Below are 13,672 nucleotides of genomic sequence, written 5' to 3'. Positions count from 1 at the left end.
ACCCATCCAAAACTGCCCGCACTTCTGGCCCGCACTCACGAGTGCGGGCGTTTTCGTGCGGGGCCGCGCCTACAGGTCCTTGGCCACGAGGAAGCCCTCGCGCGTGGCGTCGAGCGCGCGGCGCGGGCTCTTGGCGTCACCGATCACGTGCGCGGGGACGCCCGCCGCCTCCGCCGCGGCAAGGAGTGCGGCGTTGTCGACGGAGCGCGAGCCCACGGCGACCACCACGGAGCCCGGAAGCGTCTCCGCCGCGCCGTCCTTCTCGACCACCGCGCCGCCGTCCGCGAGCTCGACGAAGCGCGTGCCGGTGCGGATGTCCACGCCGAGCTGTGCCATCTTCATCAGCACCATGGACTTGCGCGCGGCGCCGAGGTCGGCCCCAGCCTGCTCCAGCATCTCCACCACCGTGACGGGGTGTCCCGCCGTGGCCAGGTAGTCGGCCACCTCGAGGCCCACGAGGCCGCCGCCGATGACCACGATCGCCCCGTCCGGAACCTGCGCGCGGCCCTCGAGCACGTCAACCGCGACAAAGGCACGGGAGCCGTCGAGGCCCAGCGTCAGCGGCTCGGCGCCGTTGGCAATGATGAGCTCGTCGAACTTCTCGGCGCTCAGGGTCTCCGGCGTGAACGGGGTGCCCCGGCGGATCTCCACCCCCAGGCGCTCGACCTGCTCGCCCTGGGAGCGAGCGGCGGCGGCCATCTCGGCCTTGCCCGGCGCCATGCCTGCGGTCACGAACTGTCCGCCCAGCCGCTCGGTCGCCTCGAAGACCACGGGCTCGTGCCCGCGGAGCTTGAGCGTCTGAGCCGCAACGAGGCCCGCCATGCCGGCGCCGACCACGGCCACGCGCTTGGGCGTCGCGGCGGGCGCGAGCGCCCAGTCTGTCTCGTGCCCGAGCGCGGGGTTGCGCAGGCACGTGATGGCCTCGAAGCGCTCCATGTCCGCGAAGCCGTCGAGGCAGCCCTGGTCACAGCCCACGCAGTAGACGATGTCGTCCACGCGGCCCTCACGCGCCTTGGCCACGAAGTCGGGGTCGGCGAGCTGGGCGCGGCCCATGACCACGAGGTCGACCTTGTCCTCGGCGAGGATGTCCTCGGCGAGCTGCGGCGTGTTGATGCGCCCGACGCCGATGGTGGGCACGCCGGTCTCGCGGCGGATGCGCGCGGCGTTGTCGATGTTGAAGGCGGGCGGCAGGTCGATGGGCGGAACCTCGTAGGCGTTGGCCGCGGAGATGATGTTGCCGCGGGAGACGTCGAGCACGTCCACGCCGGCCTCGGCGGCCCAGCGGCAGAACTCGATGGTGTCCTCGATGGTCATGCCGTTCTCGAGGAAGTCGTCATGGGCGTCGATGCGCATGAGAAGCGCCATGTCGTCGCCGATGGCCGCGCGGATGGCGCGAATGCAGGCAAGCGGGAAGCGGGCGCGGTTCTCCAGGCTGCCGCCATACTCGTCCGTGCGGTGGTTGATGCCGGCGGAGAGGAACGAGTGCGGCAGGTAGTTGTGCGCGCAGTGGAACTCCACGCAGTCGTAGCCGGCCTCGCGGGCGCGGCGCGCGGCCTCGCCGAAGCAGGTCACGATCTCGTCTATCTGCTCGTGCGTGATACCCGGCAGCGTAAAGCCCGGGGCGAGCGGCAGGTCGGACGCCACGAGCATCTGCGCGGAGCGGTCCATGCCAACCGCGATCGAGCCCTGCCAGAGCTGGACGCCGGCCTTCCCGCCCGCGGCGTGAATGGCGTCCACGAGACGGCGGTGACCCTCGACGTAGCAGTCCTCCGAGATGGAGACGAACATGCTCGGCGCGCTGGGCGTGTGGACGCTCGACACCTCCACGATGTTGAGGGCGCACCCGGCCTTTGCGCGCGCCACGTGGTAGTCGATGAGCCGCTGCGTGATGTAGCGGTCCTCGCAGAAGCGGGTGCCCATGGCGGGCATGACGATGCGGTTCTTGAGCTCCATGCCGCGAACCTTGAACGGGCTGAACAGATGGTCGAACATCGGGTCCTCCTCTCACTGCCGGCGACGCCGGCATCTGGGAGGATTGTTCCCCCGGATGTGGCCGATGCGCCCCGGTCCCGCTCGACGGGACGCCGTGAATCGGCAAAAGGTCGTTTTCGGGGTATTTCCTCAGCGGCTTTCGAGATACCCAACAAATGGAGGGCACAAGACCCGCAGGTAGAGAAATGGCACTTCCCAGGTAGTACTTGAGCAACCCCGTTTGAAATACCCTACAAACGAGGGGCGCTCCGAAGCCGTGCGGGCGCCTAGCGCTCCATGTGGAAGAACGACCGATAAAGCCCCAGCTCATCGGGCGTGTCCAGGCTCGAGGCAAACTCCACGCGCCCGGCCCTGTCGCGCACCGCGGCGAGCCCCTCCTCCGCGAGCCGCTTGCGGAGCTGCCGCGCCGTACCCGCACCGCCGTCGAAGAAGGCGACACCGGGGCCGAGGACGCGCTCGATCTGCCGGCGCACGAAGGGGTAGTGCGTGCAGCCCAGCACCACGGCGTCGACGCTGCCCGCATAGCCGCCGACGAGGCCCTCGACCATCTCGCCCAGATCCGGGGCGTCGAGGTCGCCGCGCTCGATGCGTGCGGCGAGCCCCGGGCAGGGCACGGGGATCACCTCGCACTCCCCTCCCCAGGCGCGCGCGAGCTCGTGGTACTTGTCAAGATGAAGCGTCATCTCGGTGGCCATCACGAGGATGCGCCCGTGCGGGAAGGCGCGCGCAGCCGGCTTGAGCGCGGGCTCGATGCCCACGATGGGGACGTCGGGATGCGCCGCGCGAAGCGTCGCCGCCGAGGCGGAGGTGGCCGTGTTGCAGGCGATGACGATGGCCTTAGCTCCGTCCGCGAGGAAGCGGTCGGCTATCCTGCGGGAGAGGTCGAGCACCTGGGCCTCGGTCTTCTCCCCGTAGGGGGCGTTGGCGGAGTCGCCGAAGTAGCGGAAGTCCTCGTGCGGCAGCTCCTCCACCAGCGCACGAAGCACGCTGATGCCGCCCAGCCCGGAGTCGAAGACCCCCACGAAGCCGTCGCGCGCCTCACCCATGTCACCCGCCCCCTTTGCCTTGTCGCCTTTCAGCATACCGCATCGAGGGAGGGCGCCTCTCGCCCGGTGATTACTGCCACTCACAGTTCAATCTCTCCAATGGTATATTGTGTGACATAGTAATTTGGTAGACTGAGCAAAAGTCAGGACGAGCAGGGAGGTGACCATGGCAGGCCGAGACGCGGAGAGCGACCTCATCCGGGGCAACATCGACGCCATCGTTCTCAACACGCTCACGGACGGGGACTCGTACGGGTACGAGATCCTGAAGGACGTCGCCAGCGCCAGCGACGGCGCGTACGAGATGAAGGAGCCCTCGCTCTACACGAGCCTCAAGCGCCTGGAGGGCCAGGGGTTCGTGGAGAGCTACTGGGGCAACGAGTCCCAGGGGGCGCGCCGCAAGTACTACCACATCACCGACTCGGGCCTTGGAGAGCTTACCGAGGCAACGGCGCGCTGGGTTCGCGTGCGCACCATCATCGACCGACTCCTCAGGCAGAACGGGGGAACCAATGAGCACCGCTAGCGACATCAGGATGTACGTCGAGCACCTCTTCGAAGGTCGCGTGCTCGACGCCGAGACCATCGAGCTCAAGGAGGAGATCTACGGCAACCTCGTGGCCCGCTACGAGGACTACCTCGCACAGGGCATGAGCGCCGAGGAGGCGTATGCGCGCACCTGCGAGGCCGTGACCAGCGTGGATGACGTCATTGGCGCGGGCGAGAAGGACGAGCCCGCCGAGCCCACGCGCGTGATGCCCGGGCGCGAGCACGCGGCAGGCCCCGTGCCGCCTCCCCCGGCCTCGTCCGAGCCGCCCACCACCGTGACGCCGCCGGCGCCAGCCGCGCCCGGCCCCGCCGCGGCGCCCGCACCCAGGCGCTGGAGCACGGGCGTGATCGTGGCGGTGGTGGCGGTCGTTCTCGTGGTCGCGGGCATAGCGGGCTGCACCGTGTTCAACCTGCTGGACACGCAGCGGGCGAACGAGGACTACCGGGGGCAGACCTCGCAGACGGTCCAGCAGGTCGACGAGCCCGGGACGACCGCCGAGCCCACCGGCGGAACCGACACCACCACGTCGCTGACGACCGGCAACGGCGGAACCACGTCGCAGACGACCGGCGGCCAGCCCACCGGCACCACGCAGGTCCCGGCCGACGATCTGAGCAACCAGATCAACGCCGTCGCACCGGAGACGCTCTCGGGCTACGCCTCGCTCAGCACCGCCAACCCGGACCAGGACTCCCTCACGAAGCTCGTTCAGGGGCTCCCGCTGAGCACCTACTTCGCAGGGGCCAATGCGGGCACGAGGACGGGATCTCTCGAGGTCACCTACAGCTACCCCACGCATGACGAGCGCGACTACATCGCCCGCGACGACGACTACGTCGACCGCGCCCTGGTCTTCAACGTAGCCGCCCTCATGTGCGCGATCGGCGACCTGGACACGCTGACCGTCTACGAGACGGAGCCGGATGACGACAGCCCGCACACCGAGACCGACGTGCACGTCTTCGACCGAGCCTCGATGGAGGAGGTGCTGGGCGTCACGCTCGATGCGAGCCAGCTCACCAGCGAGAACTGGACAGCCCTGCGCGACCAGCTCATGGAGAAGCGCGTCTGGGACCGCATCTGGGACCGCGCCGACCGCGACTAGATCTGCCGACCATACGTACTCGTCAGATTCTCGCTTCACATGGGGTTCAGAATGACGGGTACGTATGGTCCTCCGAGCGAGAGCCCACCTAATCTGTCACAATCAGGGACCGGAACAGCCCCGAAAGACAGGAGATTCCATGAGCAACGAGGGCAAGAAGGTCAAGGTTCACTACGTCGGCACGCTCGACGACGGCACCAAGTTCGACTCCTCCCGCGACCGCAACGAGCCGCTGGCCTTCACCTGCATGGCCGGCCAGATGATTCCCGGCTTCGACGCCGCCGTGCGCGAGATGGAGGTCGGCCAGGTCGTCGACATCCGCCTCGAGCCCGCCGACGCCTACGGCGAGCGCGACGAGCGCCTCATCCAGACCGTGCCCGTGAGCGCCATGCCCGGTGCGGAGACCCTCTCCGTCGGCGACCGCGTGATGCTCACCGCCCCCACCGGCCAGCCCTTCCCCGCCATCGTGTCCGCCCTCGAGGACGGCAACATCACCTTTGACATGAACCACGAGATGGCCGGCAAGGCGCTCAACTTCAACATCGAGCTCCTCGAGGTCGAGGAGTAGCCGGAGGGGAAGCCACCTTATCGGGGCCCGCGGCGCCAGCTCACAGTGCGTCGCGGGCCCCTCTTTTTCTTCTTGACTCGAACATTTGTTTGTACTAAGATGTGGGCGCAGCGAAGAACTGCTGCGACCAGCGAGAGTCGCGGTCAAAGAACCCAGCGCATTGGACAGGTCGCCGAATCCGAACGTCAGGTAGCGATCCATCCCATACAGACAACTAAGCCATGCCCTCCTACACGAGCGGGGCATCATGCCTCTTGAGCAATATAGGGGAAAGGTTGTATTATGAGATGGACGATTCAGACAGAATTCATCAAAAGCTGGCTCGACTCGCTAAAGGAGCCAATCGCAAGGCAAGTTGCCTCAGCACTTGACGCACTGGCCGCCGAAGGCCCCTCGCTTGGACGCCCCCTCGTTGACACTGTAAAGGGGTCCTCGATCCATAACCTGAAGGAGCTCAGACCGAGGTCTACAGGAAGGAGCGAGATTCGAATTCTGTTTGTCTTCGATGACGAGCGATGCGCAGTCACCTTACTGGCAGGAGATAAAGCCGGGATTCTTTCGAGAGGACCAAAGTGGAACAGGTGGTATAGGAAGGCAATTCCAGAAGCCAAGAGGCGCTACAGACAATACCTGTCAGAAAGGGAAGCCAATGGACACACTTGATGATTTCATCGCTCGCAGGGGCTTTGACCGCGAGGAGATCCACCAGGAGGCGCTCAAGCTCATCGCCGAGTGCCGGGCCTACGAGCTGAGGGAGGCGCGCAAGGCGGAGCACCTCACGCAGTCCGACGTGGCGGAGCGCATGGGCATCAGCCAGGCGCGCGTCTCCGAGGTGGAGAGCGGCGACGTGAGCTCGCTCAAGGTAAGCACGCTCGCGCGCTATGCCGAGGCCCTGGGAGGCACCTTCGAGGCAATCATCCAGATCGGCGACAAGACCATCAGGCTCGTCTAGCGCGGGTCCATGGAACCGTCCCATGGGGCCCGAGGCGCCCCCTACTCCCAGCTCACGAGATAGCGCAGCTCGTAGTCTCGCCTGCAGTCGAAGCGGTACTCCGGGCGCGTGGCGGGGCCGCAGCTCCCCGAGCCGATTCCCATCTGGAACGCCTGGACGGTCACGTAGGTGCCCGAGCGGGCCTCGTCCTCGCGGTGGCGCATGCCGCGCAGCTCCTCGTCGGAATAGGGCTTGACCGCGAGCTCGAACGGCCGGTCAACGGCTGTGAGCTGCACGTTCTTCTCGCCATTCGAAACGATGACGTACTGGCAGTCCATGCGGTTGCCGCTCTCCTGGGGGCGGATGTTGGGCTCGGTCATGTCCGCCACGCGGCAGGAGACGCGCTCCACCTGCGTCTGCTCGCACATGTCTTGGTAGGACTCCCCGTTGCGCCCGAGGTACTCGACCTTGTCCCAGGAGGCGTCGAGCCGGTAGCAGACGCCAAACCGCGGCAGGTCGCCGCGCCCGCGCTCGCAGTGGAGGCGCGACGTCACGAGCACGCCCGCGGCAACGGCCTCGTAGGTGTCCTCGCAGACAAAGCGGTGATGGGGGAAGACGAGCCTCGACGTCACCACGGCCGTGCCCTCCCCCTCGACCACGGAGAGGACCTCGCGTCGGCAGTCGTAGAAGCGCTCCATGGGCCGCCCGCCGGAGAGGTACCTGTCGTTGTCCGTCTCTGCACGGCAGAGAAGAACGGGAGTCGCGGCCGGGGCCATGACGCCGGCGACGGCGAGCCCCTCCCCCGTGACCTCGCAGCCCTCCGGAAACGCCGCGTCGCGTGCGAGAAGGACGTCGCCCAGCGGCGCCATCTCCGAGAGCCGGATCTGCTCGCGGGAGACCTCCTCCCCTGTGTCACGGCGGCGAACCGTGACGGTCACCCTGCGGGAGCGGTCGCGCCGCAGGCCCTCGCCGAGCTCGCGCGCCACGGACGACGTGGGCCTCACCAGGTAGGACTGCTGCCGCAGCGGCGCCACGTCGCACGAGAGCTCGGCCACGCCGCCGTCGTTCCACTCAAAGCGGAGCGAGAACGCCTCCCCCGAGGTGAACGACGTCGCGTTGTGGACCATGAAGAAGTCCCCGCCCAGGTGCCGGACGCGCAGGGGCCGGTAGCAGTGGCGCACCACGCGCGCGCCCGTGGAGGGCGTGCGGTCCGGGTAGAGGATGCCGTCCACGCAGAAGTTGCCGTCGTGCTCCCACTCCCCGTGGTCGCCGCCGTAGGTGTAGCGGCCGTCCGGGTGGAGCACGGCGTGGTCGGCCATCTCCCACACGCAGCCGCCCATCAGGGAGTCGAAGGCGTAGATCTGCCTCCAGTAGTCCTCGATGCCGCCCGGGCCCACGCCCATGGCGTGCGCGTACTCGCAGAGGAGGTACGGCCGGTCGTTGAGGCGCCGCGTGGTCGAGCGGCCCTCGCCCACGCTCCGCACGCGCTCGACGGTGGAGTACATCTCGCTTCCCACGTCGTAGGCGCGGCGCAGCGAGTGGATGGCGCCCTCGTAGTGCACGGGCAGGCTCGAGCGCGACCGAACGAGCCCGTACATGGCGTCGGCGTTGCAGCCGCCGCCCGCCTCGTTGCCCAGGCTCCACATGATCACGCACGTGCGGAGCTTGTCGCGCTCCACGAGGCGCTCGGCGCGGTCGAGGTAGCGCGCCTCCCAGCGGGCGTCGTTGGTGAGGCGGTTCTGCCTCGCGGGGAACTTGCCCACCAGGGCGCCGTGGGTCTCGAGGTCGGCCTCGTCTATCACGTAGACGCCCAGCTCGTCGCAGAGCTCCAGGAGGTACGGGTCGGGCGGGTAGTGCGAGGTCCGGATGGTGTCTATGTTGTGGCTCTTGCAGAGAAGAACGTCGCGCTCGATCTCCGCCGGCGTCATGGCGTAGCCCGCCGTGGGGCTCGTGTCGTGGTGGTTGACGCCGTGCAGCTTGACCGGCCGGCCGTTCACGAGGAAGCGCCTGCCGTCCACGCGCGCCTCGCGAAAGCCCACGCGCTCGCGCACGCACTCCGTGGGCGTCTCCAGGATGAGGTCGTAGAGGTGCGGGGTCTCAGCCGTCCACTCGAGCACGTCGAGCTCGCCGAGGTCGACGGTAGCGCGGCACCCGTCCGCGTGCGCCTCCGCCACCCGCTCGAGCCCGTGCCCGAGCAGCGTCACGCGCACCGTGCTCTCGGCAACGAGGCGCAGGTCAACGGCCATGTGGTAGCGCACGCGGCTCGCCCGTTCTTCTCGGCGCGTGCGCACGCCCACGTCCCAGATTCCGGAGGGGGTGACCTCGCGCAGCAGCACGTCCCGGAAGATGCCGTTGTTGCGGAACATGTCCTGGCACTCGAGGTAGGAGCCCGTGCACCAGCGGCGTACCACGGCCACGAGCTCGTTTGTCCCCGCGCGCTGGCACGGCGCGATGTCGAACTCCGCCGTGTTGTGCGATCCCTCCGCATAGCCCACGTGCCGGCCGTTGAGGTAGAGGTCGAGGCAGCTGGCGACGCCCAGGAAGGAGATGACGTGGCCCACGGACGCCTCGCGCTCGTCCAGGTCAAAGGTGCGGCGGTAGACGCCCGCGAAGTTGTACTCGCCAACCGGGTGCGCCACGTGCGGGCGCCCGCCCTCGCCGCCGATGAGCGAGAAGACCGGCCCCACGGGGCCCTCCTCGGGTATGCGCGGCGGGTCGAACGGGAACTGGTAGCGCTCGTCCACGTAGAAGGGGCGGTCGTAGCCCTGGAACTGCCAGCACCCGGGAACGGCCACGCGGTCCCAGGCAACGGTCTCGGTGTCCAGGACGTCCGGCAGCTCGGCGGGCCGCGGGTAGAACCGGAAGTCCCACTCCCCGCTCAGGCACCGGACGAGCGGCGACTCGTAGCGCCTCCGCGCCGCCGGCACCGCCTCCGCCCGATCCGGGTACGGGATGAAGTAGCTCCGCGCCGGCAGCCGATTCTCCGCGATGACCCCCGCGTCACAGTACGCCGCCCGATCCAGCACGTACCTCACGTCACAAACCTCCCGGTAAAGGCACCACCCGAACTAGGCGGCCCGGCGGCCCGCCCGACGTATTCCCGCGCGCAGTTCTTGCGCAGCAAGCTGTCTGAGCACGGGGATAGGTCGGGCGGGCCGCCGGGCCAACCCCCTAGATCGCGGCGAGCGCCTGCTCGATGTCGGCGATGAGGTCCTCGGTGCCCTCGAGGCCGCACGAGAAGCGCACCATCGCGGGCGAGATGCCGGCGGCGGCCAGCTCCTCGTCGTTCATCTGGCGGTGCGTCGCGGAGGCCGGGTGCAGGCAGCAGGTGCGGGCGTCCGCCACGTGCGTCTCGATCGCGGCGAGGCGCAGGGCCGCCATGAACTTCTCGGCAGCCGCACGGCCGCCGGCAAGCTCGAAGGACACGACGCCGGAGCCGCCCTCGGGCAGGTACTTCTGGGCGAGCGCGTAGTACGGGTCGGACGGGAGGTGCGGGAAGCGCACGCTCGTGACCTTGTCGCTCTTCTCGAGGTACTCCGCCACGGCGAGGCCGTTCTTGAAGTGCTGCGGCATGCGCACGTGCAGGCTCTCGAGGCCCATGTTGAGGTAGAACGCGTTCTGAGGGCTCTGGATGGAGCCGAGGTCGCGCATGAGCTGCGAGGTGGCCTTGGTGATGAAGGCGCCGGCCTGGCCGAACTTCTCGGCGTAGACGATGCCGTGGTAGGACTCGTCGGGCGTGGTGAGGCCGGGGAACTTGTCCGCGTGGGCCATCCAGTCGAAGTTGCCGGAGTCCACGATGGCGCCGCCCACGCCCACGCCGTGGCCGTCCATGTACTTGGTGGTGGAGTGGGTCACGATGTCCGCGCCCCACTCGATCGGGCGGCAGAAGACAGGCGTGGGGAAGGTGTTGTCCACGATCAGCGGCACGCCGTGGGCGTGGGCCGCCGTGGCAAAGCGCTCGATGTCCAGCACGTCGAGCGCGGGGTTGGCGATGGTCTCGCCAAAGACGGCGCGCGTGTTGGGGCGGAAGGCGGCCTCGAGCTCCTCGGGGGTGCACTCGGGCGAGACGAACGTGGACTCGATGCCCATCTTGGCCATGGTGTGGGCGATGAGGTTGTACGTGCCGCCGTAGATGGCCGAGCTCGCCACGATGTGGCTGCCCGCCTCGCAGATGTTGAAGAGCGCGAAGAAGTTGGCCGCCTGGCCGGAGCTCGTGAGCATGGCCGCGGCGCCGCCCTCGAGCGCGGCGATCTTGGCCGCCACGGCATCGTTGGTGGGGTTCTGGAGGCGCGTGTAGAAGTAGCCGGAGGCCTCGAGGTCAAAGAGCTGGCCCATGTGCTCCGAGGTGGCGTACTTGAACGTGGTGGACTGGACGATGGGGATCTGGCGCGGCTCGCCGTCACCGGGCGTGTAGCCGGCCTGGACGCAGCGGGTCGCGATGGTCTGGTCTGCCATGAGGGTCCTTTCTATAGGGTGCAACCATGATAGCGCGCGGGCGGGAGCAGGCGTGCCGGGCGCGCCCATCTGAGGGTCTGTTCCCTTCTGGCAGATCCCAGTTTCTGTAAATTAGGGACTGTCCCCAATTAACACATCTGCTCGGGACGGAAGACCTCGTCGAAGCGCTCCGGGGTGAGAAGCCCCAGCGCCACGCAGGCCTCCTTGAGCGACGTCCCCTCGGCGAAGGCCTTCTTGGCAACGCGCGCGGCGTTGTCGTAGCCGATGTGGGGGTTGAGGCACGTGACCAGCATGAGCGAGCGGTGGAGGTTCTCGTCCATCTTCTCGCGGTTGGCGGTAATGCCACTCGCGCAGCGCTCGTCAAACGAGACGATCGCATCCGCGAGCAGGCGAACGGACTGCAGGTAGTTGTAGGCGATGACCGGCATGAAGACGTTGAGCTCGAAGTTGCCCTGAGAGGCCGCCATGCCAATGGTCGCGTCGTTTCCCATGACCTGCACGGCAACCATGGTCACGGCCTCGCACTGCGTGGGGTTGACCTTGCCGGGCATGATGGAGCTGCCGGGCTCGTTGGCCGGGATGGTGATCTCGCCCAGGCCCAGGCGCGGGCCGCTCGCGAGCCAGCGGACGTCATTGGCGATCTTCATCATGTTGGCGGCGAGGCCCTTCACGGCGCCGTGGGAGAACACGAGCGCGTCCTTGCCCGTGAGCGCGCGGAACTTGTTGGGGTCGGTCACGAAGGGCAGGCCCGTGAGCTCGGCCACCTCGGCGGCCACGGCCTCGTCAAAGCCCTCGGGGGCGTTGAGGCCGGTGCCCACCGCGGTTCCGCCCAGCGCCAGGCGATAGAGCCCCGGCATCGCGGCCGCGAGCTCCTCGCGCGACCCCTCGAGAAGCCCGCGCCAGCCGGAGATCTCCTGAGAGAACGAGATGGGCACCGCGTCCTGAAGGTGCGTGCGGCCGCTCTTGACCACGCCCGCGTTCTCCTTCTCCAGGCGCCTCAGGGTGGCCACGAGCTGGTCGATCGCGGGCAGCAGACGCTCGGTCACAGCAACCGCCGCCGCCACGTGCATGGCCGTGGGGAAGGTGTCGTTGGACGACTGACTCATGTTCACCGAGTCGTTGGGGTGGAGCGGCTTCTCGAGCGAGATCCCGCGCTCCGCCGCGATCTGGTTTCCGCGGTTGGCCAGGACCTCGTTCATGTTCATGTTGGACTGCGTACCGGAGCCCGTCTGCCAAACCACGAGCGGGAAGTCGTCCTTGTGCTGGCCGGCCAGGACCTCGTCCGCGGCGGCACAGATGAGGTCGCAGGCCTCGGGCGTCAGGCGCCCCAGGCGCCAGTTGGCGCGGGCGGCGGCCTTCTTCACTATGGCAAAGGCGCGCACGACCTCCTCGGGCATGCGCTCGCCGCCAATGGGGAAGTTCTCGTGGCTGCGCTCGGTCTGCGCGCCCCAGAGGGCTTCCGCGGGCACGCGCATCTCGCCCATCGAGTCGCGCTCCACGCGCCAGGCGCCCATCGTTGCGGCCTCGGCCCCCAGGTTCTTCTCGCCCACGCGCTACTCCTCCTTAGGATCGGCGGCCTCGCGGTCCTCTGCCTCGCGGTCCCCAGTCTCGCGGTCCTCGACCTCGCGGCGCCTGAGGCCCGAGGTGATGGCCGAGACGACCTCGGCCTGGTCGCGCGCGACCACGCCAAGATCGGCGCGCACGCCGCGGAAGCGCGGGCTCTTGGCGCACTCGTCCGCCAGCTGCTTGTTGCTGCGCGCGTCCGAGAGGGCGCCGAGCTCGCGCTGGATCTCGTCGAGGTACTCGCTCATCTGGGCGCGCTCGGGGCCCAGGACCTCGCCCAGGCGCTCGGCCACGTAGTGCATCTCCTTGGTGTCGCGGCGCGCCACGTAGACGGCGTCGCCGTCGCGCAGGTCAAGACCAAAGAGGTCCTCGTCCACCGCGTTGAACTCGTCATCGAAGTGGGAGCGGAAGTCGTCCGCGGTGAGCCCGCGCTCGGTGACCTTGGACTTCCAGGAGAAGTGGTGCGCGAGCTCCTTGGAGACCCTCTTGAGCTCCTTGGCGGAGTGGCGCTTGCGCATGAGCGTGATCAGCGAGGCGCACTCGAGCGAGCGCTCCTTGGCGCAGGACATGGGCAGGAGGCTGTTCTCCCCCAGCTCGCCGCTCTCCACGAGGCCTGCCACGGTGTCAGAAAGGATGTCGAGCGCGCGCAGGCGGCCGGACGCGACCTGCAGCTCCTTGATGACGTGCTCGCAGCGACGGTTCTGCTTCTTGGTCTGCCACGGAGCCAGGAACTGCAGGAGCGAGCGCACGCGCCTGAGCGAGATGCGGAACTGGCGCAGCGCCTCGGCGCTCTCCGGGCTGGCGAGAAACGCGTCGGACTTCTCGGCAAGGACGCTCGTGGCGCCGGCGACCGCGTGCTCCACCACGGCGAGCTCCTCCCAGGAGGTGATCTCTGGGCCCGTGACGTACCAGCGCAGGACGCCGCGGCCGGAGAAGCCGCTGGGAAGGTCGATGGCCACGGCCGTGCCCTTGCCAAAGGGAGGGCACGTGCCCAGCAGGCGCGTGGCGAGGTGGTCGACGAAGGGCGCGTGCCCCACGGCCACGACGCACGGGAGCTCGCAGGCGTCGAGCTCGGTCATGAACGCGGAGATGTCCTGCGTGTAGAGGGACTGGTGGACCTCGATGTCCTCGACGCCCGTCGCGGCCGCGACGACGTCAGCCGTCTCGAGCGCGCGCACGGCGGGGCTGCTCCAGATGGCCAGCCGGGCGTCATCTCCCAGCAGGGCAAACGTGCGCGGGTACGAAACCCTGAGCGCGCGGGCGCCTGCGGTAGTGAGCCTGCGGTCCATGTCCGAGCCGGAGGCCGACGTAGCCTCCGGAGCGCCATGTCGAACGAGCACCAGCGTCTTGACCATGAGTCCCCCGATCGTCGTTCTGGCCACCCACCGATTCTTGAGCATAGCAATTTACCGCTCGCCGAAAGCTCGGCTGCGGGGAGCGGTAGCCCAAGCTGAAAACGCCC

At 68.3% G+C, this 13,672-nt stretch carries 11 protein-coding genes; 5 read left to right on the top strand and 6 right to left on the bottom strand.

The genetic code is table 11. The features are described 5' to 3' along the window. Positions 1–69: 69 nt before the first annotated feature. Positions 70–1,992 (bottom strand): bile acid Fe-S flavoenzyme BaiCD, encoded by a 1,923-nt coding sequence (gene baiCD, locus B5F79_RS06675; protein ID WP_087219199.1) that lies wholly within the window; start codon positions 1,990–1,992, stop codon positions 70–72. Between the two features lie 266 nt (positions 1,993–2,258). Next, entirely contained in the window at positions 2,259–3,038 is a 780-nt protein-coding gene (gene murI / locus B5F79_RS06670) for a glutamate racemase (protein ID WP_087219356.1), read from the bottom strand. Between the two features lie 166 nt (positions 3,039–3,204). Here murI and B5F79_RS06665 point away from each other — a divergent pair, with 166 nt between their 5' ends. From B5F79_RS06665 to B5F79_RS06645, 5 genes are all read left to right on the top strand, one after another. Continuing rightward, positions 3,205–3,564: a PadR family transcriptional regulator gene (locus B5F79_RS06665; protein WP_087219196.1), complete on the top strand. Its 360-nt coding sequence runs from the start codon at positions 3,205–3,207 to the stop codon at positions 3,562–3,564. Continuing rightward, a complete protein-coding gene (locus B5F79_RS11140; RefSeq protein WP_087219193.1) occupies positions 3,551–4,693 on the top strand; it encodes a hypothetical protein in 1,143 nt (380 codons plus the stop codon). Before B5F79_RS06665 ends, B5F79_RS11140 begins: the two co-directional genes overlap by 14 nt. A 139-nt stretch (positions 4,694–4,832) precedes the next feature. Next, positions 4,833–5,261 carry an FKBP-type peptidyl-prolyl cis-trans isomerase gene (locus B5F79_RS06655; RefSeq protein ID WP_087219190.1) on the top strand — a complete coding sequence of 143 codons (429 nt, stop codon included), beginning with the start codon at positions 4,833–4,835 and terminating at the stop codon, positions 5,259–5,261. Positions 5,262–5,543: 282 nt separating this feature from the next. Then, positions 5,544–5,924, top strand: coding sequence for a type II toxin-antitoxin system RelE/ParE family toxin (locus B5F79_RS06650; protein ID WP_087219188.1), 381 nt, complete (start codon positions 5,544–5,546; stop codon positions 5,922–5,924). Next, positions 5,911–6,213, top strand: a complete 303-nt coding sequence (locus B5F79_RS06645; protein WP_087219185.1) for a helix-turn-helix domain-containing protein — start codon at positions 5,911–5,913, stop codon at positions 6,211–6,213. Before B5F79_RS06650 ends, B5F79_RS06645 begins: the two co-directional genes overlap by 14 nt. 41 nt (positions 6,214–6,254) lie before the next feature. Here B5F79_RS06645 and B5F79_RS06640 read toward each other — a convergent pair whose 3' ends face one another. From B5F79_RS06640 to B5F79_RS06625, 4 genes are all read right to left on the bottom strand, one after another. After that, positions 6,255–9,227: a glycoside hydrolase family 2 TIM barrel-domain containing protein gene (locus B5F79_RS06640; protein WP_087219182.1), complete on the bottom strand. Its 2,973-nt coding sequence runs from the start codon at positions 9,225–9,227 to the stop codon at positions 6,255–6,257. A gap of 136 nt (positions 9,228–9,363) precedes the next feature. After that, positions 9,364–10,647, bottom strand: a complete 1,284-nt coding sequence (locus B5F79_RS06635) for an O-acetylhomoserine aminocarboxypropyltransferase/cysteine synthase family protein (protein WP_087219179.1) — start codon at positions 10,645–10,647, stop codon at positions 9,364–9,366. A 128-nt stretch (positions 10,648–10,775) separates the two neighbouring features. Then, the gene (gene fumC / locus B5F79_RS06630) at positions 10,776–12,197 is read right to left on the bottom strand and encodes a class II fumarate hydratase (protein ID WP_241147268.1); all 1,422 of its coding nucleotides are present in this window, start codon (positions 12,195–12,197) and stop codon (positions 10,776–10,778) included. A gap of 3 nt (positions 12,198–12,200) precedes the next feature. After that, positions 12,201–13,592, bottom strand: coding sequence for a CHAD domain-containing protein (locus B5F79_RS06625; protein ID WP_158094860.1), 1,392 nt, complete (start codon positions 13,590–13,592; stop codon positions 12,201–12,203). Positions 13,593–13,672 lie beyond the last annotated feature (80 nt).

This window comes from Olsenella sp. An285 (assembly GCF_002159625.1).
Classification (GTDB): Bacteria; Actinomycetota; Coriobacteriia; order Coriobacteriales; family Atopobiaceae; genus Thermophilibacter; species Thermophilibacter avicola.
Note: the sequence above shows the minus strand (reverse complement) of the source record. Positions and strands in the feature narration are given on the sequence as shown.